15 protein-coding genes and 1 pseudogene are annotated in these 21,406 nt (G+C 71.0%); 13 read left to right on the forward strand and 3 right to left on the reverse strand.

What is annotated here, in order from left to right; all coding sequences use genetic code 11:
* The first annotated feature begins 18 nt into the window (after positions 1–18).
* The 4 genes from LGI35_RS28640 (at position 19) to nudC (ending at position 9,704) form a co-directional block, all read left to right on the forward strand.
* Positions 19–3,357: an ATP-dependent helicase gene (locus LGI35_RS28640; RefSeq protein WP_227297109.1), complete on the forward strand. Its 3,339-nt coding sequence runs from the start codon at positions 19–21 to the stop codon at positions 3,355–3,357.
* Between the two features lie 153 nt (positions 3,358–3,510).
* Positions 3,511–7,245: an ATP-dependent DNA helicase gene (locus LGI35_RS28645; protein WP_227297110.1), complete on the forward strand. Its 3,735-nt coding sequence runs from the start codon at positions 3,511–3,513 to the stop codon at positions 7,243–7,245.
* A 10-nt stretch (positions 7,246–7,255) separates the two neighbouring features.
* Positions 7,256–8,668 (forward strand): dipeptidase, encoded by a 1,413-nt coding sequence (locus tag LGI35_RS28650; protein ID WP_227297111.1) that lies wholly within the window; start codon positions 7,256–7,258, stop codon positions 8,666–8,668.
* Between the two features lie 85 nt (positions 8,669–8,753).
* A complete protein-coding gene (gene nudC, locus LGI35_RS28655) occupies positions 8,754–9,704 on the forward strand; it encodes an NAD(+) diphosphatase (protein ID WP_165914633.1) in 951 nt (316 codons plus the stop codon).
* Positions 9,705–9,918: 214 nt separating this feature from the next.
* Here the strand turns inward: nudC and LGI35_RS28660 are convergent, their stop codons facing one another.
* Positions 9,919–10,182 carry a mycoredoxin gene (locus LGI35_RS28660; RefSeq protein WP_227297112.1) on the reverse strand — a complete coding sequence of 88 codons (264 nt, stop codon included), beginning with the start codon at positions 10,180–10,182 and terminating at the stop codon, positions 9,919–9,921.
* Positions 10,183–10,400: 218 nt separating this feature from the next.
* On the opposite strand from LGI35_RS28660, the gene LGI35_RS28665 reads away from it, so the two are divergent.
* From LGI35_RS28665 to LGI35_RS28685, 5 genes are all read left to right on the forward strand, one after another.
* Complete coding sequence (locus tag LGI35_RS28665) at positions 10,401–12,620, forward strand: ATP-dependent DNA helicase UvrD2 (RefSeq protein WP_227297113.1); 2,220 nt, start codon at positions 10,401–10,403, stop codon at positions 12,618–12,620.
* Positions 12,621–12,783: 163 nt separating this feature from the next.
* Positions 12,784–13,107 carry a hypothetical protein gene (locus LGI35_RS28670; protein ID WP_227297114.1) on the forward strand — a complete coding sequence of 108 codons (324 nt, stop codon included), beginning with the start codon at positions 12,784–12,786 and terminating at the stop codon, positions 13,105–13,107.
* Positions 13,108–13,278: 171 nt separating this feature from the next.
* The gene (locus tag LGI35_RS28675) at positions 13,279–13,647 is read left to right on the forward strand and encodes a WhiB family transcriptional regulator (protein WP_227297115.1); all 369 of its coding nucleotides are present in this window, start codon (positions 13,279–13,281) and stop codon (positions 13,645–13,647) included.
* Positions 13,644–13,967 (forward strand): hypothetical protein, encoded by a 324-nt coding sequence (locus LGI35_RS28680; protein WP_116510236.1) that lies wholly within the window; start codon positions 13,644–13,646, stop codon positions 13,965–13,967. Before LGI35_RS28675 ends, LGI35_RS28680 begins: the two co-directional genes overlap by 4 nt.
* 86 nt (positions 13,968–14,053) lie before the next feature.
* The gene (locus tag LGI35_RS28685) at positions 14,054–14,263 is read left to right on the forward strand and encodes a hypothetical protein (RefSeq protein WP_227300775.1); all 210 of its coding nucleotides are present in this window, start codon (positions 14,054–14,056) and stop codon (positions 14,261–14,263) included.
* A gap of 269 nt (positions 14,264–14,532) precedes the next feature.
* Here the strand turns inward: LGI35_RS28685 and LGI35_RS28690 are convergent.
* Positions 14,533–15,879: pseudogene (locus LGI35_RS28690) on the reverse strand (ABC1 kinase family protein); the annotation flags it as partial.
* Positions 15,880–15,920: 41 nt separating this feature from the next.
* Positions 15,921–17,114 (reverse strand): ThiF family adenylyltransferase, encoded by a 1,194-nt coding sequence (locus LGI35_RS28695; protein ID WP_227297117.1) that lies wholly within the window; start codon positions 17,112–17,114, stop codon positions 15,921–15,923.
* Between the two features lie 316 nt (positions 17,115–17,430).
* Between LGI35_RS28695 and LGI35_RS28700 the strand changes: the two genes are divergently transcribed.
* The 4 genes from LGI35_RS28700 to LGI35_RS28715 all read left to right on the forward strand — a co-directional run bounded on the left by LGI35_RS28700 (position 17,431) and on the right by LGI35_RS28715 (position 21,367).
* Positions 17,431–18,027, forward strand: a complete 597-nt coding sequence (locus LGI35_RS28700) for a M48 metallopeptidase family protein (RefSeq protein ID WP_116510229.1) — start codon at positions 17,431–17,433, stop codon at positions 18,025–18,027.
* 181 nt (positions 18,028–18,208) lie between these two features.
* Entirely contained in the window at positions 18,209–19,903 is a 1,695-nt protein-coding gene (locus tag LGI35_RS28705; protein WP_227297118.1) for a TerD family protein, read from the forward strand.
* An 11-nt stretch (positions 19,904–19,914) separates the two neighbouring features.
* Positions 19,915–20,595 carry an AIM24 family protein gene (locus LGI35_RS28710; RefSeq protein ID WP_227297119.1) on the forward strand — a complete coding sequence of 227 codons (681 nt, stop codon included), beginning with the start codon at positions 19,915–19,917 and terminating at the stop codon, positions 20,593–20,595.
* Between the two features lie 16 nt (positions 20,596–20,611).
* A complete protein-coding gene (locus tag LGI35_RS28715) occupies positions 20,612–21,367 on the forward strand; it encodes an AIM24 family protein (protein WP_227297120.1) in 756 nt (251 codons plus the stop codon).
* Positions 21,368–21,406: the final 39 nt, after the last annotated feature.

A 21,406-nucleotide genomic window follows, 5' to 3' on the forward strand; every position in this document is an offset into this window, starting at 1 on the left:
CCAGGACCAGCGATCCACGTGAGCCCCTCTTCCTCCACCCGGAACCTGTCGCACCGCCCGGTACGACAGGGGACCCCCGGCGCGTACCGACTGGTGCGTACCCCGCCGGCCCCGGTGGACCCCCCTCGTCTGGACGCACGGCAGCGCGCGGTGGTTGACCACGTGCACGGCCCGCTGCTCGTCCTCGCGGGACCGGGCACAGGCAAGACGACCACGCTCGTCGAGGCCGTCGCCGCACGCATCGCCAAAGGCACCGACCCCGAGCGCATCCTGGTCCTCACCTTCAGCCGCAAGGCAGCTGTCGAACTGCGCGACCGCATGGCCCTGCGCATCGGCGCCGCCCACGCGCCACAGGCCACCACGTTCCACTCGTTCTGCTACGCCCTCGTCCGCGCCCACCAGGACGCAGGCCTGTTCGCGGAACCCCTGCGCCTGCTGTCCGGACCCGAACAGGACGTCGCCGTACGCGAACTGCTCGCCGGCCAGATCGACCTGGAACAGGCCGGCCTCGCCCACGTCCGCTGGCCCGACGATCTGCGGGCCTGCCTGACCACCCGAGGCTTCGCCGACGAGGTACGCGCCGTCCTCGCCCGCAGCCGCGAACTGGGCCTCGGACCGGCCGCACTCGACGCCTTCGCCCGCCGCATCGGCCGCCCCGACTGGAAGGCCGCCGCCACCTTCCTCGCCGAATACCTCGACGTCCTCGACCTGCACGGCGTCCTCGACTACGCCGAACTCGTCCACCGCGCGGTCCTCCTCGCCCACCGCACCCCCGTCGCCGACGAACTCGCCACGCGCTACGACGCCGTGTTCGTCGACGAGTACCAGGACACCGACCCGGCCCAGGTGCGGCTGCTGCACGCCCTCGCGGGCGACGGCCGCACCCTGCTCGCCTTCGGAGACCCCGACCAGTCGATCTACACGTTCCGCGGCGCCGACGTGAACGGCATCCTCGAATTCCCCGACCAGTTCCCCCGCGCCGACAAAAGCCCCGCCCCCGTAGAGGTCCTCACCACGTCCCGCCGCTCCGGAGCACACCTCCTGGACGCCACCCGCCGCATCACCCGGCGCATGCCCCTGACCCGGCTGCCCGCCGACAAGGTCCGCGCCCACCGCGAGCTGACCCCCGCGCGGGACGGCGGCCGCGTCGAGGCCTACACGTATCCGACCTCCGGCACCGAACTCGACAACATCGCGGACATCCTGCGCCGCGCCCACCTCGAGGACGGCATCCCCTGGAACGACATGGCCGTCCTCGTCCGCGCAGGCACCCGCTCCATCCCCGCGATCCGCCGCACCCTCACCGCCGCGGGCGTCCCCCTCGACATCGACGGCGACGACCTGCCCCTGCGCCACGAACCGGCCGTCACGCCCCTGCTGACCGCACTCAGGGCCGTCGCCCTCAGCGTCGCGCAGGACACCCCCGAACCCGACGACGACCAAGACCGGGAACCGCCCGTCTGGCTCGACACCGAGACCGCCCTCACCCTCCTCGCCTCACCCCTCGCCGGCATGGACGCCGCCGACCTGCGCCGCCTCGGCCGCGCCCTGCGCGAGGAGGAACGCGCCGCCGGCAACCACCTGCCGCCGCCCTCCGACGAACTCCTCGCACGCGCCCTGGCCCAGCCAGAACGCCTCACCGCCCAAGACCCCGCCCACGCGCGCGGCGCCCAGCGCCTCGGCGCACTGCTGCGCGCGGCCCGCGAAACGCTCACCTCCGGAGGCACCGCCGAGGAAGCCCTCTGGCAGCTGTGGAACGGCACCTCCTGGCCCCAGCGCCTGGAACGCGCCGCCCGCCGCGGCGGCGCCGCAGGACGCAACGCGGACCGCGACCTCGACGCCGTATGCGCCCTCTTCGCGACCGCCTCCCGCGCGGAGGAGCGCACCGGAGGCCGCGGCGCCCTCAACTTCCTCGAAGAGGTCGAAGCCCAGGACATCGCCGCCGACACCCTCGCCGGACGCGCCGTACGCCCCGACGCCGTACGCCTCATGACCGCCCACCGCTCCAAGGGCCTCGAATGGCGCCTCGTCGTCGTCGCCGGCGTACAGGAAGGCCTCTGGCCCGACCTGCGCCGCCGCGGCTCCCTCCTTGAAGCCGACCGCATCGGACGCGACGGCCTCGCCGAGCCCCTCACCCCCGGAGCGCTCCTCTCCGAAGAGCGCCGCCTGTTCTACGTGGCCACTACGCGCGCGCGTGAACGCCTCGTCGTCACCGCGGTCAAGGCACCCGCCGACGACGGCGACCAGCCGTCCCGCTTCCTCACCGAACTCGGCGTCGACCCCCAGGACGTCACCGGCCGCCCGCGCCGCCCCCTGTCCGTCGCCGCCCTCGTCGCCGAACTGCGCGCCACGACCGTCGACCCCCGCGCCTCCGAGACCCTGCGCGACGCCGCAGCCCGCCGCCTCGCCCGCCTCGCCGCCCTCACCGACGACGACGGACGCCCCCTCGTACCGTCCGCGCACCCCTACCGTTGGTGGGGCATGGACGACCCCACCGAGAGCAGGATCCCCCTGCGCGACCGCGACCAGCCCGTCGTGCTCTCCGGAAGCGCCCTCGACCAGCTCGCCAACACCTGCTCCCTGCAGTGGTTCCTCGGCCGCGAGGTCAAGGCCGACGCCCCCGCCACCGCCGCCCAGGGATTCGGGAACGTCGTCCACGTCCTCGCCGACGAGGTCGCCTCCGGACGCACCCCGGCCGACCTCGCCGTCCTCATGGAGCGCCTCGACTCGGTCTGGGACGCCCTCGCCTTCGACGCCCCCTGGAAGTCGGCCCAGGAGAAGGAGCACGCGCGCGTGGCGCTCGAACGCTTCCTCCGCTGGCACGTCGACTCCAGCCGCGTGCGCACCCCCGTAGCCAGCGAACACGCCTTCGACGTCACCCTCGAAGCGGGCTCCTACGAAGTACGCATCCGTGGCTCCATGGACCGCGTCGAACGCGACACCGAAGGCCGCGCCTACGTCGTCGACTTCAAGACCGGCAAGCAGGCCCCCTCCGCCGCCGACGTCGCCCGCCACCCCCAGCTCGCCGTCTATCAGCTCGCCGTCCGCGAGGGCGCCGTCGACGAACCCTTCGACGGCGAACGCCCCGAACCAGGCGGCGCCGAACTCGTCCAGCTGCGCCAGGGCGCCGCCAAGAAGGACGGCGGCGACACCCTCCCCAAGGTGCAGGCGCAACAACCACTCGGCGAACACGGGGAAGGCGAGGGGGAGGGAGCATGGGTCGGCGACCTCCTCGCCACCGCCGCCGGCAAGGTCCTCGACGAACGCTTCACCCCCACCACCGGACAGCACTGCACCCACTGCGCCTTCCGCGCCTCGTGCAGCGCCCGCCCCGAAGGCAAGCACGTCGTCGAGTGACGCGCGCCTCCACCGTGCCGGGTGCCCAGCGATGCGCGCCTCACCGTGCCGGGTGCCCAGCGACGTGCGCATCGACCGCGCCGGACGCGGCGTGACGTGCGCCTCCACCGGATCGGTCCGGCGCTGTCAGTGGGGCCGGTTAGCCTCGATGAGGTGACCACACGCCTCACCGATCCCGAGCAGCTCAAAGAGCTCCTCGGGATCCCGTTCACCCCGGAGCAGACGGCCTGCATCACCGCGCCGCCCGCCCCGCAGGTGATCGTGGCCGGAGCCGGCTCCGGCAAGACGACGGTCATGGCCGCCCGCGTCGTATGGCTCGTCGGAACCGGCCAGGTCGCCCCGGAACAGGTCCTCGGCCTCACCTTCACCAACAAGGCCGCCGGCGAACTCGCCGAGCGCGTCCGCAAGGCACTGATCAAGGCAGGCGTCACCGACCCCGACGCCATCGACCCGGACAACCCCCCGGGCGAGCCCGTGATCTCCACGTACCACGCCTTCGCCGGCCGCCTCCTCACCGACCACGGCCTGCGCATCGGCCTCGAACCCACCGCACGCCTCCTCGCCGACGCCACCCGCTTCCAGCTCGCCGCCCGCGTCCTGCGCGAGGCCCCCGGCCCCTACCCGGCCCTCACCCGCTCCTTCGCCGACCTCGTCAGCGACCTCCTCACCCTCGACGGCGAGCTCGCCGAACACCTCGTCCGGCCCGACGAACTGCGCGCCTACGACACCCGCCTCCTGCACACCCTCGAAGGCCGCAAACTCACCAACGCCGACCTGCGCAAGGTCCCCGAGGCCGCCGCCGCTCGCCTCGACCTCACCGGCCTCGTCACCCGGTACCGCGAAGCCAAGCGCGCCCGCGACCTCCTCGACTTCGGCGACCAGATCGCCCTCTCCGCCACCCTCGCCCGTACCCGCCCCGAGGTCGGCGCCATCCTCCGCGACGAGTTCCGCGTCGTCCTCCTCGACGAGTACCAGGACACCTCCGTCGCCCAGCGGATCCTCCTGGCCGGCCTCTTCGGCGCGGGCACCGGCCACCCCGTGACCGCCGTCGGCGACCCCTGCCAGGCGATCTACGGCTGGCGCGGCGCCTCCGTCGCCAACCTCGACGACTTCCCCGAACACTTCGCCGACACCGACGGTCGCCCCGCCACCCGCTTCTCCCTCAGCGAGAACCGCCGCAGCGGCGGCCGCCTCCTGGAACTCGCCAACGGCCTCGCCCAGCCGCTGCGCGCACTCCACGCGGGCGTGGAAGCCCTGCGCCCCGCCCCCGGCGCCGAACGCGACGGCATCGTCCGCTGCGCCCTCCTGCGCACCCACGCCGAGGAGATCGACTGGCTCGGCGACTCCCTCGCCCACCTCGTACGCACCGGCACCGCCCCCGGCGAGATCGCCGTGCTGTGCCGCACCGCGACCGACTTCGCCGCCATCCAGGGCGCCCTCGTCGCACGCGACATCCCCGTAGAGGTCGTCGGCCTCTCCGGCCTCCTCCACCTCCCCGAGGTCGCCGACCTCGTCGCCGTCTGCGAAGTCCTCCAGGACCCCGGCGCCAACGCCTCACTGGTCCGCCTCCTGACCGGCCCCCGCTGGCGCATCGGCCCCCGCGACCTCGCCCTCCTCGGCCGCCGCGCCCGCCTCCTCGTCGCCCACGCGCGCGGGGGCGACGACGACCCCGACCGCCGTCTCGCCGAAGCCGTCGAGGGGGTCGACCCCTCCGAAGTGATATCGCTCGCCGACGCCCTCGACACGTTCCTGGAGACCCCCCTCGACGAACCGGGCGACGACAGGCTGCCCTTCTCACCCGAGGCACGCGTACGCTTCGCGCGCCTCGCCACCGAGCTGCGCGACCTGCGCCGCTCACTCGCCGACCCGCTGATGGACGTACTCCACCGCGTCCTCGCCGTCACCGGCCTCGAAGTCGAACTCGCCGCCTCACCGCACGCCCTGGCCGCCCGACGCCGCGAAACCCTCTCCAACTTCCTCGACATCGCCGCCTCCTTCGCCGCGAACGACAGCTCCGCGACCCTCCTCGCCTTCCTCGGCTTCCTGCGCACCGCCGCCCAGTACGAAAAGGGCCTCGACAACGCGCTGCCCGGCGGCGAGAACACCGTGAAGGTGCTCACCGCCCACAAGTCCAAGGGCCTGGAATGGGACGTCGTCGCCGTCCCCGGCCTCGTCACCGGGACGTTCCCCAGCGCCCAGGGCCGCGAGAAATGGACCGCCCAGAGCAAGGTCCTTCCGCACGAACTGCGCGGCGACGCCGCCACACTGCCCGACATCGAAGCGTGGGACTCCAAGGGCATGAAGGCCTTCCACGAAGAGATGAAGGAACACCAGCGCACCGAGGAACTCCGCCTCGGATACGTCACGTACACCCGCCCCCGCACCCTCCTCCTCGGCTCGGGCCACTGGTGGGGCCCCGCCCAGAAGCGCCCCCGCGGCCCCTCCGACTTCCTCCAGGCGCTGTACGACCACTGCGCCGCCGGACACGGGGAGATCGAGGCCTGGGCCGACGAACCGGAGGAGGACGAGGAGAACCCCGCGCTCCAGGAGGCCTCCGCCGAGCACGCGTGGCCGCTCCCGCTCGACGACGAGGCCATGGCGCGCCGCCGCGCGGCCGCGGCCACGGTGCTGGCCCACCTCGAAACCCCGGCCGACGCCGACGCCCACGCCCAGGAGACGGGCCACCCGGCCACGTACACCGACCCGGACTGGCCGGCCCCGCCGGACGAAGAGGCCTTCTACGAAGACGAGCCCCTCTACGGAGACGAGCCCTTCCACGGAGACGAGCCTCTTTATGAAGAGGGCGATTTCGTCAGCTCACCGGAGGACGGCCCCGGACCGGACTGGGACGAGTGGGACGACTGGGACGCGCTGCCGCACGAACGCCCCAGGCTCCCGCACCCGACCGGCACCCCCGCGGACGAGCAGTCCGCGGCCGATGCGCCGCACAACAACGACGCGCACCCGCGCCCACACCCGGACGACGCCCGACCCATGCGTGGCGCCCCGCACACGCCCCCGCATCCCCTGGGCGCCATCCCGCACCCCACCACGCCCCAGGACGCCGACACCCGCCCCCATCCCGACCGCGCACCCACCGGCACAGCCCCCACCGTCCCCCCGGAGCGCCACCGGCCAACTCCGGAGGAGACCCGCACACTCGCCTCCTGGGACCGCGACCTCGACGCCCTCACCGGCGAACTCCTGCGCTCCCGCCAGGCTGTCCGAGACGTCCCCCTTCCCACCACACTCACCGCCTCCCAGCTCCTGCGCCTGGCCGCCGACCCCGACGGCTTCGCACAGGACCTGGCCCGCCCCATGCCCCGCCCGCCCCAGCCCGCCGCCCGCCGCGGCACCCGCTTCCACGCCTGGGTCGAATCCCGCTTCGAAGAGCTCCGCCTGCCCATGCTCGACCCCGAAGAGCTCCCCGGCAGCGAGGCCGACATCGCCGACGAACGCGACCTCGAAGCCCTCAAGGAAGCCTTCGACAGCACGCCCTACGCCCACCGCACCCCCCACCGCGTCGAAACGCCCTTCCAGCTCGCCATCGCCGGCCGCGTCATCCGCGGCCGCATCGACGCCGTCTACAAAGAAGGCGAAGGCGACGACACCACGTACGAGATCGTCGACTGGAAGACCACCCGCGGCCGCACCGCCGACCCCCTCCAGCTCGCCGTCTACCGACTCGCCTGGGCCGAGCAGCACGGCCTCGCGCCCGAGGCCGTCAAGGCGACGTTCGTCTACGTACGCGACCGCGAAACCGTCACCCCCCGCGACCTGCCCGGACGCGCCGAACTGGAACGCCTCCTCCTCGAAGACCCCACCCCCGGCCCCGGCGACCGGAGAGCACCGGAACCACCGGACGAGCACGCCCCGGCGGACGGATAGGCTCGGGACCATGAGCAAGCCCGTTGACAACGCCGTCAGCACCGTCCGTGCGTACATCGAGACCCACCACGACGCGTTCCTCCAGGACCTCGCCGAGTGGCTCCGCATCCCGTCCGTGTCGGCCCAGCCCGACCACGCACCCGACGTACGCCGCAGCGCCGACTGGCTTGCCGCGAAACTCCGGGAGACCGGCTTCCCGACCACCGAGGTCTGGGAGACACCCGGCGCCCCCGCCGTCTTCGCCGACTGGCCCTCCGACGACCCGCACGCCCCCACCGTCCTCGTCTACGGGCACCACGACGTCCAGCCCGCGGCCCGCGAGGACGGCTGGAACACCGACCCCTTCGAACCCGTCGTCATCGGAAACCGTCTCCACGCGCGCGGAGCAGCCGACGACAAGGGACAGGTGTTCTTCCACACACTCGGAGTCCGCGCCCACCTCGCCGCCACCGGCCGCACCACCCCCGCCGTCCACCTCAAGCTCCTCGTGGAGGGCGAAGAGGAATCCGGCTCCCCCCACTTCCGCGCCCTCGTCGAGCAGCACAGGGACCGCCTCACCGCGGACGCCGTGATCGTCTCCGACACCGGCATGTGGTCCGAGGACACCCCCACCGTCTGCACCGGAATGCGCGGCCTCGCCGACTGCGAGATCGAACTCCACGGCCCCGACCAGGACATCCACTCCGGATCCTTCGGCGGCGCCGTACCCAACCCCGCCACCGCCGCCGCCCGCCTCGTCGCAGCCCTCCACGACGACCACGCGCGCGTGGCCGTCCCCGGCTTCTACGACGGCATCACCCCCCTCACCGACCGCGAACGAGAACTCTTCGCCGAGCTCCCCTTCGACGAAGCCCAATGGCTGCGCACCGCCAAGTCGCACGCCACCCACGGCGAGGCCGGCCACACCACCCTCGAACGGATCTGGGCCCGCCCCACCGCCGAGGTCAACGGCATCGGAGGCGGCTACCAAGGCCCCGGCGGCAAAACCATCGTCCCCTCCTCAGCCACGCTGAAGCTGTCCTTCCGCCTCGTCGCCGGACAGGACCCCGATCACGTGGAAAAGGCCGTCACCGACTGGGTCGCCCAACAGCTCCCCGCCGGCATCCGCCACACCATCACCTTCGGCGCCGCCACCCGCCCCTGCCTCACCCCCCTCGACCACCCCGCCCTCCAGTCGGTCGTCCGCGCCATGCACCTCGCCTTCGACCAGAAGATCCGCTTCACGCGCGAAGGAGGCTCCGGCCCCGCCGCCGACCTCCAGGACGTCCTCGACGCACCCGTCCTCTTCCTCGGCATCTCCGTCCCCTCCGACGGCTGGCACGCCCCCAACGAGAAAGTCGAACTCGACCTCCTCAAAAAGGGCGTCGAAACAGCCGCCCACCTGTGGGGCGACCTCGCGGAGAACTGGCGCGATGCACACTGAGCCAGCCCACCCGCCACACCCCGCACCCGCCCAGCCGAACCGTCCCGCCGAAACACCCATTCCATCGGGGGAGTTGGAAGCACCCGTGACCACCTGGACCGACCGCACAGCCGACCGTCCGCTCTCGCTCTCCGCACCCAGCGGCATCGACCGCGCCGCACACCACCGCCTCGACGAGGCCTGGCTCGCCGCAGCCTGGAGCCACCCCACCACCCGCGTCTTCGTGGTCTCCGGCGGACAGGTCCTCATCGACGAGACGCCGGACGGCGCCACCGAACTGGTCATGACCCCGTCCTTCGAAGCGCCCCTCACCGAAGCCCACCGCTACTTCCTGGGCACCGACGACGACGGCGTCAGCTACTTCGCGCTCCAGAAGGACACCCTCCCCGGCCGCATCGACCAGTCCGCGCGCCCCGCCGGCCTGCGCGAAGCCGGACTCCTCCTGTCCCCCAGGGACGCCGGCCTCATGGTGCACGCCGTCGCCCTCGAGAACTGGCAGCGACTGCACCGCTTCTGCTCCCGCTGCGGCGAACGCACCGTCATCGCCGCCGCGGGCCACATCCGCCGCTGCCAGGCCTGCGGAGCCGAGCACTACCCCCGCACCGACCCCGCAGTGATCATGCTCGTCACGGACGACGAGGACCGCGCACTCCTCGGCCGCCAGGTCCACTGGCCCGAAGGCCGCTTCTCCACCCTCGCCGGCTTCGTCGAACCCGGAGAGTCCATCGAGCAGTCCGTACGCCGCGAAGTCTTCGAGGAAGCCGGAGTCGTCGTCGGCCCCGACGTCGAGTACGTCGCCAGCCAGCCCTGGCCGTTCCCCTCCAGCCTCATGCTCGGCTTCATGGCCCGCGCCACCTCGTCCGAGATCAACGTCGACGGCGAAGAAATCCACGAAGCCCGCTGGTTCTCCCGCGAAGACCTGCGCGCCGCATTCGAGTCCGGCGAGGTCATGCCCCCGTACGGAATCTCGATCGCGGCCCGCCTCATCGAGCTCTGGTACGGCAAGCCCCTCCCCAAGCCCGGCGACGCCGTATAACCCCGCCCCGCCCTGACCTGACCTGACTGGCCTGACTGGGCGCCCCACCCCGGTCAGGTCGGGCAGGGCATCCGCTTGGACGCGGGATGACCGAGCTGAAGGGGACTGTGAGCCCCAAGCGCTCGGTCTCGAGCGCGGCAACGCCAAGTGACCAGGAACCCAGGAACGCAGAAGACCCCCGCCGAAGCGGGGGCCAGTCTGTATGAAGGAGCGATCAGGCGGCGCCGGCGAGCGCCTGCTTGACCTGCGCAAGGCTCGGGTTCGTCATGACGACCTCAGCCCCACCGTTCGCCGGAACGATCTGAACCGTCGGAACCGTCTGGTTTCCGCCGTTCGCCTTCTCGACGAACGCCGCCGAATCCGGGTCGTGCTCGATGTTGACCTCGTTGTACTCGATGCCCTCGCGGTCCATCTGGCCCTTCAGCCGACGGCAGTAGCCGCACCACGTCGTGCTGTACATCGTCACAGTCCCCGGCATGTTCCTCATGCTCCTTCACGGCTCGGAATGCTCGTTCGCACTGAGTCGAACGTAAGCGACCCGGCCACCATTCCCGAACCCGCCCGAGCCCCCACCACCACCCACGCATGACGCCCATCACACCCGCAGACGTGACACGCACCGCATTAATACGACTGCACCCGCCCCCTGTGGACAACGCGACGCACCCGCCCCCACCGACCTGGCAGCATGGCGGGGTGACAGCAGCAACGCACTCCACCCTCTTCCCGCAGGTTCCGGACACGGCCGACGCGGTGCTCGACGGGCTCGACCCCGAACAGCGCGCCGTCGCCACCGCCCTGCACGGACCGGTGTGCGTCCTCGCCGGCGCGGGCACAGGCAAGACCCGCGCCATCACCCACCGCATCGCCTATGGCGTCCGCTCCGGCATCCTCCAGCCCAACAGCATCCTCGCCGTCACCTTCACCAACCGCGCAGCAGGCGAAATGCGCGGCCGCCTCCGCCATCTCGGCGCCGGCGGAGTCCAGGCCCGCACCTTCCACGCCGCGGCCCTGCGCCAGCTCCAGTTCTTCTGGCCGAAAGCAGTCGGCGGCGAGCTGCCCCGCATCGTCGACCGCAAGATCCAACTCGTCGCCGACGCGGCCGCCGCCTGCCGCATCCGCCTCGAGCGCGGCGAGCTCCGCGACGTCACGGCCGAAATCGAGTGGTCCAAAGTCACCCAGACCGTCCCCGCCGACTACGCCGCAGCAGCCGCCAAAACCGGACGCCTCACCCCCCGCAACAACGCCGAGACCGCCCAGATCTACGCCGCCTACGAAACGCTCAAGCGCGACCGCACCCTCATCGACTTCGAAGACGTCCTCCTGCTCACCGTCGGCATCCTCCAGGACCGCCACGACATCGCCGACCAGGTCCGCTCCCAGTACCAGCACTTCGTGGTCGACGAATACCAGGACGTCAGCCCCCTCCAACAGCGACTCCTCGAACTCTGGCTCGGCGACCGCGACAACCTCTGCGTCGTCGGCGACGCCAGCCAGACCATCTACTCCTTCACCGGCGCCACCCCCGACCACCTCCTCAACTTCCGCACCCGCCACCCCAACGCCACCGTCGTCAAACTCGTCCGCGACTACCGCTCCACCCCCCAGGTAGTCCACCTCGCCAACACCCTCCTCTCCCACGCCCGAGGCCGCGCCGCCGAACACCGCCTCGAACTCATCTCCCAACGGGACCGAGGACCAGAACCCGCCTACACGGACTACGCCGACGAACCGACCGAAGCCGAAGGCACCGCCCGCCGCATCCGCGCCCTCATCGACAACGGCGTCTCCGCCGGCGAGATCGCCATCCTGTTCCGCACCAACGGACAGTCCGAGATCTACGAGCAAGCCCTCGCCGACGCCGGCATCCCCTACCAGCTCCGCGGCGCGGAACGCTTCTTCGAACGCGCGGAAGTACGCAAAGCCGGCCACGCCCTCCGCAGCGCCGCCCGCTTCGGAAACAACGACTCCCTCCTCGACGAAGCCGTCGACCTCCCCTCCCAGGTCCGCGCCGTCCTCTCCGGCGAAGGCTGGACCAGCCAACCCCCCGACGGCTCCGGAGCCGTCCGCGAACGCTGGGAATCCCTCGCCGCCCTCGTACGCCTCGCCGAGGACTTCGCCCGCGCCAAACCCACCGCCACCCTCACCGACCTCGTCACCGAACTCGACGAACGCGCAGCCGCCCAGCACGCACCCACCGTCGAAGGCGTCACCCTGGCCTCCCTGCACGCCGCCAAGGGCCTCGAATGGGACGCCGTCTTCCTCGTCGGCCTCGCCGAAGGCATGATGCCGATCACGTACGCCAAGACCGACGAACAGATCGAGGAAGAACGCCGCCTCCTCTACGTCGGCGTCACCCGGGCCCGCCACCACCTCAGCCTGTCCTGGGCCCTCTCCCGCTCACCCGGCGGCCGCCCCAACCGCCGCCCCAGCCGCTTCCTCGACGGCATCCGGCCAGGCACCTCAGGAGCCACGGCCCGCACCACGAGCACCGGACAAGGCGGCATCGAACACGGCACGCCGACGACGCCCCGCACCACCACCGGACCCGTCCGACGCCGCACCCCCCGAACCGTCGCCCGCTGCCACGTCTGCGGACGCACCCTCACCGACGCCGGCGAGATGAAACTCATGCGCTGCGAGGACTGCCCCTCCGACATGGACGAGGGCCTCTACGAGCGACTCCGCGACTGGCGCGCCGACCAGGCACAACAGCTCGGACAGCCCGCCTTCTGCGTCTTCACCGACAAGACCCTCGTCGCCATCGCCGAAGCCATGCCCGAGGACGCGGCCCAACTCGCCCGGATCCCCGGCGTCGGCATGCGCAAGCTCAACCGGTTCGGCACCGACGTGCTCACCATCTGCGCAGGTGGGGCCCCAGATACGGGCGTTGGAGGAGTCGACGAGGACGACTGATGCAAACTCGTCGAAAAAATAGTTTGCGCATGCCCCAGCAATCCCCATAGGTTCTTAAGCACGGGAACAGCGCCTCTTCTCCGAGGCCCTGGTTCCGTGTTGTACTAAAGCCGTCGGACCGGTTCACACCGGTCCCAGAGACGCCGAGAGGAGGCGAATTCCAGTGATCAGCATCAACGCCAGCTTCATCAGCACCGCCAAAATGACCGATCGCTCGGTCGTCGCTTCCTGCCTGCTCGGTTTCTCGAACCTGGGCACCGGTGCGTCCGGCATCCCCGCCGCCCGTCCGGAGTCCTTCCTGTCTCTCGCCGACCTTCCGGTCCGCGAGGGCAATGAGCGACCGACCAAGGCACCGGAAGCAGTAGCAACGGCACAGGCCCAGGCCTATGCCTTTGCGGCGGCCGGTGCCGGATCCCGGAAGCAGACGACGCACCACCACACGATGTGGGCCTTCCGTGGGCTCGAACCCTGGAGTGATCCAGCCTGATCTTCGATCAGGCCGGCGCCTTCAGGGCCGCGGAACCCCACCCGGGATCCGCGGCCCTTCTGTTTTGCCCGCACGGGACAACAGAACGAAGGGGCCTCGGGACAAGAAAAGACCCGGTACCACCGCCATCCGGCCCACAGGCCGGAACGACCAGACGAGGAAGACAACACCGTGCAACTCGAAGCGCACGCCCCGTCAGTACCGCCTTCAGACACTCTCCCCCCGCCCGGTCTCACGGAGGACTCCACCTTGAACCCCCTGACTACGCTCACCGCGCTCGACGATGCCATCGAGAACCTCGGCGTACCCGTCCCTTGCCGTGCCTACGACCCCGAGGTCTTCTTCGCGGAGTCGCCGGCGGACGTCGAGTACGCCAAGTCCCTCTGCCGCACCTGCCCGCTCGTCGAGGCCTGCCTCGCCGGCGCCAAGGAGCGGCGTGAGCCCTGGGGCGTCTGGGGTGGCGAGCTGTTCGTCCAGGGCGTCGTCGTAGCCCGGAAGCGGCCGCGTGGCCGCCCGCGCAAGAACCCGGTCGCGGCATGAACGCACGAGGAACGATCGACCGCCCCCTGACGCACGACCCCCAGAAGCAGGCCCCGATGAAGCCGTCCACCAGCGAGCCCACCGGCTCTGCGACCCCAGACTTCACCACCACCGACGCGAACGACTCGCGCCAGAACAGGACCCGAGAGATGCAACTCATCCCAGAAGCGCTGGCTCGTGCGCATATGCACGAGCAGCTGCGCTCCGCCGAGGCCGAACGCCGCGCACTGCGCCTGGCAACGGCCCGCCGGATGCAGCGCCGCGCCGAGCGCGCATCACTGCGCGCCCGCCGCGCGCTCGCCATGGCGGTCATGCAGTGACCCACCCCGCGGGGGCCGATCCACAACGGATCGGCCCCCGCGGTGCGTTACGCCGCACCCTCGTAAGACGGAGATATCGTCACCACGTGACGTCTCATCCTGACGGCGACTCAGCGCAGCGACCCGAGCCCGAACCCGGCACCATCGTGTGCGCCCTCTGCGGCACCACCGCCCAGGGCTCCCCGCCGACCTGGACCTACTCAGTGGAGAACGGAACCGGCCGGCACTACTGCGACCGCTGCGCCCGAGAGAACCTGCGGGCTATCGAGGGGCGGCTCGATTCGGAGTGGTGGTGAGCTTCGGCGGGACATTCCTTGGGGGGGCTTCCCCCCCCCGGCCCCCGCCCCCTCCCCACCCCACCCCCAATTTTCGATCACGCCTCAGCAGCCGAGGCGCCCTCGGTTGTCCCCGCGCTCGCGGCTGCTTCCGCGGCTATGTCTTCGACCGTGCCGACAGCCGTGCCGACGGCCGCGCCCTCGACCACAGCGACGGCCGTGCCCTCCACCGTGCCATCGGTCGTGCTGCCGGTCGCGCCCTCGATCGTGCCGTGAGCCGTGGCGCCTGCCGTCTCGTCAACCGGCTCCTCGTCCGTCGCCAGGAAACCCGGTAGCCACGTCTCCAGTTCGTCCCGTAGCCGTACCGTCGCGCCGAGTTGGCACAGGACTCCGATGGTGCTGAGGGTCACGCGATGTATCAGGAGGTAGGCGGGCGGCAGGTTCAGCTGCTTGCCGAGTTGGTGGGCGGGGGAGCGGAGGTCGGCGATGCGTGCGGCCTGGCTGCGCATCCAGCCGCGGGTGAAGGTGAACTCGTCGACCAGGGCCGGCTCGATGATCGGCAGCAGGTACTCGAGCACCGCGTCGGGTTCGAGGTCGATCGTCTCCTTGACGAAGCCCTCTGTGCGCAGCAGTTCGTAGACCGCTTCGGCGTTGCCCGCCAGAGTCATACGCAGTGAGGTGCCTATGGTTTCGGGGAGGCCGCCGGGGAGCCGGTCCACGGTGCCGAAGTCGAGGACTCCCAGTCGCCAGCCGTTCTTTCCGTCGGGCAGCAGCCGGAAGTTTCCCGGGTGCGGATCGGCGTGGAGCAGGCTGGTGCGGGCCGGGCCCGAGAACAGGAAGCGGGCGAGGAGCTGTCCTGCCCGGTCCCGTTGTTCGTCGGTGCCGTCGATGATCACCTCGGAGAGCGGTGTTCCGTCTATCCATTCGGTGACGAGGACCTGGTCGCACTGGTGCACCACGCCGGGTACGTGCACATCGGGATCGTCGGCGAACTCTTCGGCGCAGGCCCGCTGGGCCTGTGCCTCCAGTCCGTAGTCGAGTTCCTCGGACACCCGGTCGCGCAGTTCTGTGATGAGCGGCTTGATGTCCATGCCGGGGATCAGGGGGCCGAGGAGGCGGGCGAAGCGGCCGAGTTGGTTCAGGTCGGAGAGCAGGGCCTCGCCGGCTCCCGGGTACTGCACCTTGACGGCGACCTCGCGGCCGTCGTGCCAGATGGCGCGGTGGACCTGCCCTATCGATGCGGCGGCCGCGGGCTTGTCGTCGAACTCCAGGAAGTTCTCCAGCCAGTCGTCGCCGAGCCGTTCCGCGAGGACGGCGTGGACCGTCCTGGTGGGCATCGGGGGTGCGGCTTCCTGGAGTTTGGTCAGCGCGGCGCGGTACGGGCCCGCGACCTCTTCGGGGAGGGCGGATTCGAAGACGGACATGGCCTGCCCGAACTTCATGGCTCCGCCCTTGAGCTCACCGAGAACCTTGAAGAGCTGGTCCGCCGTGCGCTGTTGCAGTTCCCGCCCGACGATCTCGGCCGACTTCCCGCCGATGCGTTTGCCGAGGCCCCAGGTCGCGCGCCCGGCGAAGCCGAGTGGCAGCGCGGCCAGTTTGGCGGTACGGGTTACCGCCTTCCGGGGAAGATCAGACATGCGCCCCTCCAAGTCCCAGCCTGCCGTGCCGCCAGTGGCGGTTACCCGGCCATTGTGTCGTGCTGCTCTCCACCCTCGGAGGTCTGCTCCCCCTTACTTCTCCCACTTGCTCCGCATGAGCAGTCCGGATGCGCCCATACCGGGCGGGCGTGCCAGTCGAGTCCGGGAGCGGACGCCTCCCATCGCGCGCCGGTGCTGGACGGCAGTTCGCCGTCGAGGAAGGCCAGTGCGTGTGCTGCCGTGAGTCCGGCGACGGCCGTGGCTAGGGCCAGGTCGCATGCGGGTACCTGGAGTTGACGCCCGGAACGCCATTGGGCGAGCAGCCGGGGCCAGGTCGGGTCGCGGTCCGTGCGGTCCAGTGAGAGGCAGCCGGCGCAGGCGGTGCCGCCGGGCAGTACCAAGGGGCCCACGACTCCGGTGGCCTCGACCACTCCGGCGTAGAGGTGGGGCGTGCCCGAGGCGATGAGTTCTTCTGCGGCCAGAGGGTCTGGGGTGTGGGCGGACAGACCGTCGCGCGGGGCGATGATCACGAGGGAGAGGGCCGGTTCCTCGGCTGGGGGCAGGGCTCGGATCTCCGAGGGGGATTGGGGCTGGGCTTGGGACGGGGGCGGGCCGGAGCGGCGGTCGGGGCGGGGTGGGCGGTCGGGGGCAGCCTTGCGCACGGCTCGGTACGCGGCCGTGTCGCGGCGTTCTCCGACGGATTCGACGGGGAGTCCGCCCGGGGCGACGTCCCACGGTTCGACGCAGCCTCCGTCGCGCACGTCGACGTGGCCGACGCCGGCGGCGGACAGGACGGACGCGATGACGGTCCCGACGCGGCCGGTTCCCCGGACCTGGATCCGCATGCTGCGGCGGGCCGCCAACTTCTCTGCCCCCGAGGCTGGTTCGGGGGACAGGACGGTGAGAGCGGCGAGGTCGGGACGGAGACGGTCGAGGACTCCTTGGCGTTTGCGGAGCGCCTCGAATGCCGGGCCGCCGCCGGTGGCGTCGTCGAGCAGACCGGCCCTGGTCAGCCGTTGGAGCAGGGCGTCGACATGACCGTCGGGCAGTCCCATCCGGCGGCCTTCCTCGCGCAGAAGGGCCACGCCGCGGGTTCCGTCGAGGAGGGTGAGGAAGGTGCCGGTCGCGGTGTCGACCGGGCCGAGTACGACGGCGTGAGCGGGTGCGACGCCGAACTGGACGGTATTGAGGTCGCGCCAGCCGCGGCGCAGCGCCGGTTTCAGGATCGGATGCATGGCTGTCGGATGGATGGCCGGCGGCGGTGAAGTGCCCATCTGTTCCCCCGTGATGTGCCTGTGTTCTCGCTCTGGTGGTCAAGTTGATGAGGTTGGTGAACCTGGTGAACCTGGTGAAGTTGGTGACTTGACCGTGGTCCGGAATTCGGATGGCGGCTCGGTCGATTGCCAGGATGCACGGCGGGGGGAATCCGTGTGAAAAGTTATCCACAGGGGGTGGGTGTTAGTCGTATAAATCGCGCGGGAGGGGCGCGGGGCCGCACCGAAGACTCCCGGAGGCGGGACTTCCCCTATGTGCAGCGGGTAACGTCGGGGCGTGCCCGCCGACCCACTGCACCGTGCCACGAACACGCAGCGCAGCACGACCAGCCCGCCGCCGAGCGGCCCGAGGGCGAGCGCGGTGGAGGTCCGCAGGAGCGCCCGGCGGCGCCGGACGGTCTCCGCGTATCGCGAGGGTGACCGGACCGTCGTCCTCATTCCGGCCCGCATGTCGGAGGCCGAGGAGAAGCGCTGGGTCAACGTCATGCTCGACAAGTTGGCCGCGCAGGAGAGCAAGCGGGTCCTGGGGGACGCGGAGCTCGCCGAGAGGGCGGAGCGGCTGTCCGAGCAGTGCTTCGAGGGCCGGGCCCGCCCCACGTCCGTGCGCTGGGTGACGAATCAGAACACGCGTTGGGGGTCGTGCACGCCGTCCGAGGGCAGCATCCGGCTGTCGCACCGGCTGCAGGGCATGCCGGAGTACGTCGTCGACTACGTACTCGTACACGAGTTGGCGCATCTGCTGGTGCCGGGGCACGGGCCGCGGTTCTGGCGTCTCCTCGAGGCGTATCCGCGCACGGAGCGGGCGCGGGGCTATCTCGAGGGTGTCGTCGCGGCCGACCGGTTGCCGCACCTGCCGGCCGCTCGCGAAGAGTGACCGCACAGGAGCGACCGTGAAGGAGCGAACGTCCGGGCCTGACCGTCCGTCGCCCCTTCGCTGATTCCGCCCGTCACGTGCCCGTTGTGTACCAGGGCTGTACCGGCTGCCGCCGCTGTCAGCGTTAGCGGTTAGCCTGACGCGACGTATTCACCTTCGGGATGGGGGACGGTCGTTACGTATGGCCAGGGAATTCCAACGCGGCCACAAGGCCAGGATCAGTGACCTCACCGCGGGTACCGATCTGTACGTAGGCGTGCAGATCACGGGGCCCGGGCTGACCTTCGACATCAGCTGCTTCGGTCTTGACGCCGACGAACGGCTCTCGGACGACCGGTATTTCGTCTTCTTCAACCAGCCGAAATCGCCCGAGGAGTCGATTCAGCTTCTCGGCGCGCAGGCCGGCGACAGCGAATCCTTCCGCGTCACCCTCGACCGGATCCCGGCGAACATCCAGAAGCTCTCGTTCACCGCGACGATCGACGGCGCGGGACAGATGTCGCAGATCGCCCCCGGATACGTACGGATCGTCGCGGGCGGCGAAGAAGTCGCCCGCTATTCGTTCAACGGCACGGAGTTCTCGACCGAACGTGCCGTCATGCTGGGCGACTTCTACCTGAAGGACGTCTGGCGGTTCGCGGCCGTCGGGCAGGGGTTCGACGGTGGACTCGACGCGCTGCTGAAGAACTTCGGCGGTGAGGTCGCCGAGGAGGAGCCCGCTGCTGCGCCGCCGCAGCAGTCCGCTGCGCCGTCGTTCGCGCCGCCCGCACAGGCCACGGCGCCACCCGCGTTCGGTGCGCCCGCGACGCCCGCTCCGGCCCCGCAGCCCGCCCAGCAGGGCTACGCGCCGCCGCAGGGAGCCACCCCGCCGCCCGCGCCCGCCCCGGCCCCGCCGTCGGTGCACGCCGCGCCGACGATCATCGCGCCGCTGGCCACACCGCCCGGCACCATGCAGCCGCCGGCCGCGCCCACCCCGCACGCGCCGCCCATCGGACAGGTCCCGGGTCAGACCGCGCCCCCGCCCCCCGGCTACGGGCAGCCGACCGCGCCTCCCGGCTACGGGCAGCAGCCCCAGGCGCCGACCCCGCCCCCGGGCTACGGTCAGCCGACGCCGCCTCCCGGCTACGGGCAGCAGCCGCCCGGTCAGTTCCCCGGCCAGCAGGGCGCTCCGTCGCCGTACGGGGCACCTCAGGGTGTGCCGCAGGGCGGAGGTGCCCCCGGTGTCGCCGCCGCGCTCGCGGCGTTCCGCGAGGCGCCCACCGGTCAGCGGTGGACCCTGCAGAACAAGAAGCTGATCCGCGTCGACCTCGGCGCCAGCGACCAGCCGGTGCTTGCCCGTCAGGGCAGCATGGTGCTCTACCAGGGCAAGGTCGAGTTCAGCTACAAGGGCGCGGGCTTCGCCGGCCGGATCGTGGGCAACGCGACCGGCCAGGAGATGCAGCTGATGCGCTGCACCGGCCGCGGCCAGGTCTTCCTCGCGGAAGAGGCCACACATCTGCACCCCATCGAGCTCCAGGGCGACGCGATCTGCGTATCCGCGGAGAACGTGCTGGCGTTCGACGAGAGCCTCCAGCACGAGGTGCGCAGGATCGAGGGGCACGGCATTCCCGGCGGCGCCCTGTTCGTCATGCAGTTCCAGGGCACGGGCACGGTCGTCGTCAAGACGCACGGCACGCCTGTCGTGCTGCCCGTGACGCCGACGACGTTCGCCGACTGCAACGCGGTCGTCGCCTGGTCGGCCGCCGCGCAGGCGATCGTGTCCAGCCAGGTGCGCATGCGCTACAACGCCTACCCGGGGCACAGCGGGGAGAGCGTGAACCTCCAGTTCCGGGGTGCGCCAGGGAACTTCATCGTCGTCCAGCCGTTCGAGGTCTGAGGGAGCCCGTCATGAACCAGCCGCTCGCGGGCTACGCCCCGACCCCGGTAGCCGCCCGTATGGAGAACCACGGCACCAACATGCTCAAGGTCGCCATGCAGACCGGCAACGACCTCCTCGCGCGCGTGGGCTCGATGGTCGCCTACGAAGGGTTCGTCCAGTACGAGCCCAACCCGCCCGCCGTCCGCCAGATCGCCCGCGACTGGATCACCGGCGAGGGCGCGCCCCTGATGAAGGCCACCGGAGACGGCATCCTCTACCTCGCCGACTACGGCGCCGAGATCGTCGTCATCAACCTCGGTGGCGACTCGATCTCGGTGAACGGCACGAACCTGCTCGCGTTCGACGCGCACCTCCAGTGGGGTGTCGAGCGCGTCAAGGGCCTCGCCAAGTTCGCCGGCCAGGGCCTGTGGAACATCAAGATCTCCGGGCAGGGCTACGTCGCCCTCACGTCCCGGGGTACCCCCATCGTCGTCGACTGCGGCCGCGGCGAGGACGAGACGTACGTCGACCCGGACGCGCTGATCGCCTGGTCCCCGAACCTCAAGGTGAAGGGCAAGCGCAGCTTCAAGGCCGGCTCGCTCATCGGGCGCGGCAGCGGCGAGGCCTACCAGATGGGCTTCTCCGGGGAAGGCATCGTCGTCGTACAGCCCAGTGAGGACAGCACCGACCGCCTCCGAGTCCGGGGCTGAGGGGGAACGGAACACCATGCAGAGCCCGCTTTTCGCGCACTCCGAGCAGCAGACCCAGGAGCGCTACGCCGTCCAGAACCCGCAGATGCTGCGGGTCACTCTGGAGGGCCACGACGACATCCTCGCCCGCAAGGGCGCCATGGTCGCCTACCAGGGGCTTGTCGAGTTCGACGGCGAGATCCAGACCTCCGGTCAGCGGCGCGCCCGCGCCAACACCGGTGAGGGCCTCGACCTGATGCGCTGCCACGGGCAGGGCACCGTCTACCTCGCCAACCTGGCCCAGTACATCCACGTGGTGGAGGTCGAGCAGGACGGTCTGACCGTGGACAGCAGTTACGTCCTCGCGCTCGACTCCTCGCTCAGCCACCAGGTCGTCGCCGTCGACAGCCAGTACGGCATCTCCGGCTCCGGCAAGTACCAGCTCAACATCACCGGGCGAGGCAAGGTCGCCCTGATGACGTCCGGGCAGCCGCTGATGCTCCAGGTCACCCCGGACCGTTACGTCAACGCCGACGCGGACGCGATCGTCGCCTGGTCCAACGGCCTGCGCGTGCAGATGCAGGCCCAGACGCACTCCTCGGGAGTGTGGCGGCGCCGCGGCAACACGGGCGAGGGCTGGGAGCTCAGCTTCATGGGCCAGGGCTACGCCCTCGTGCAGCCCAGCGAGCTGCTGCCCCCGCAGAACGCGGTGATCGGCCAGGGCCTCGGCGCCCAGTACGGCATGGGGCAGCAGGGCGCCCGCGGCCAGAACCAGGGCAACGTCTGGAGCTGACCGCGAGGGACGGCCATGAGGCATGTGGCATGTGTAAGG

This window comes from Streptomyces longhuiensis (genome assembly GCF_020616555.1).
Classification (GTDB): Bacteria; Actinomycetota; Actinomycetes; order Streptomycetales; family Streptomycetaceae; genus Streptomyces; species Streptomyces longhuiensis.

Coding starts and splice junctions, on each gene's coding strand:
- LGI35_RS28650 (WP_227297111.1), top strand. CDS start 7,256: ATGAGCAAGCCCGTTGACAACGCCGTCAGCACCGTCCGTGCGTACATC.
- LGI35_RS28715 (WP_227297120.1), top strand. CDS start 20,612: ATGCAGAGCCCGCTTTTCGCGCACTCCGAGCAGCAGACCCAGGAGCGC.
- LGI35_RS28705 (WP_227297118.1), top strand. CDS start 18,209: ATGGCCAGGGAATTCCAACGCGGCCACAAGGCCAGGATCAGTGACCTC.
- LGI35_RS28695 (WP_227297117.1), bottom strand. CDS start 17,114: ATGCATCCGATCCTGAAACCGGCGCTGCGCCGCGGCTGGCGCGACCTC.
- LGI35_RS28660 (WP_227297112.1), bottom strand. CDS start 10,182: ATGCCGGGGACTGTGACGATGTACAGCACGACGTGGTGCGGCTACTGC.
- LGI35_RS28680 (WP_116510236.1), top strand. CDS start 13,644: ATGAACGCACGAGGAACGATCGACCGCCCCCTGACGCACGACCCCCAG.
- LGI35_RS28710 (WP_227297119.1), top strand. CDS start 19,915: ATGAACCAGCCGCTCGCGGGCTACGCCCCGACCCCGGTAGCCGCCCGT.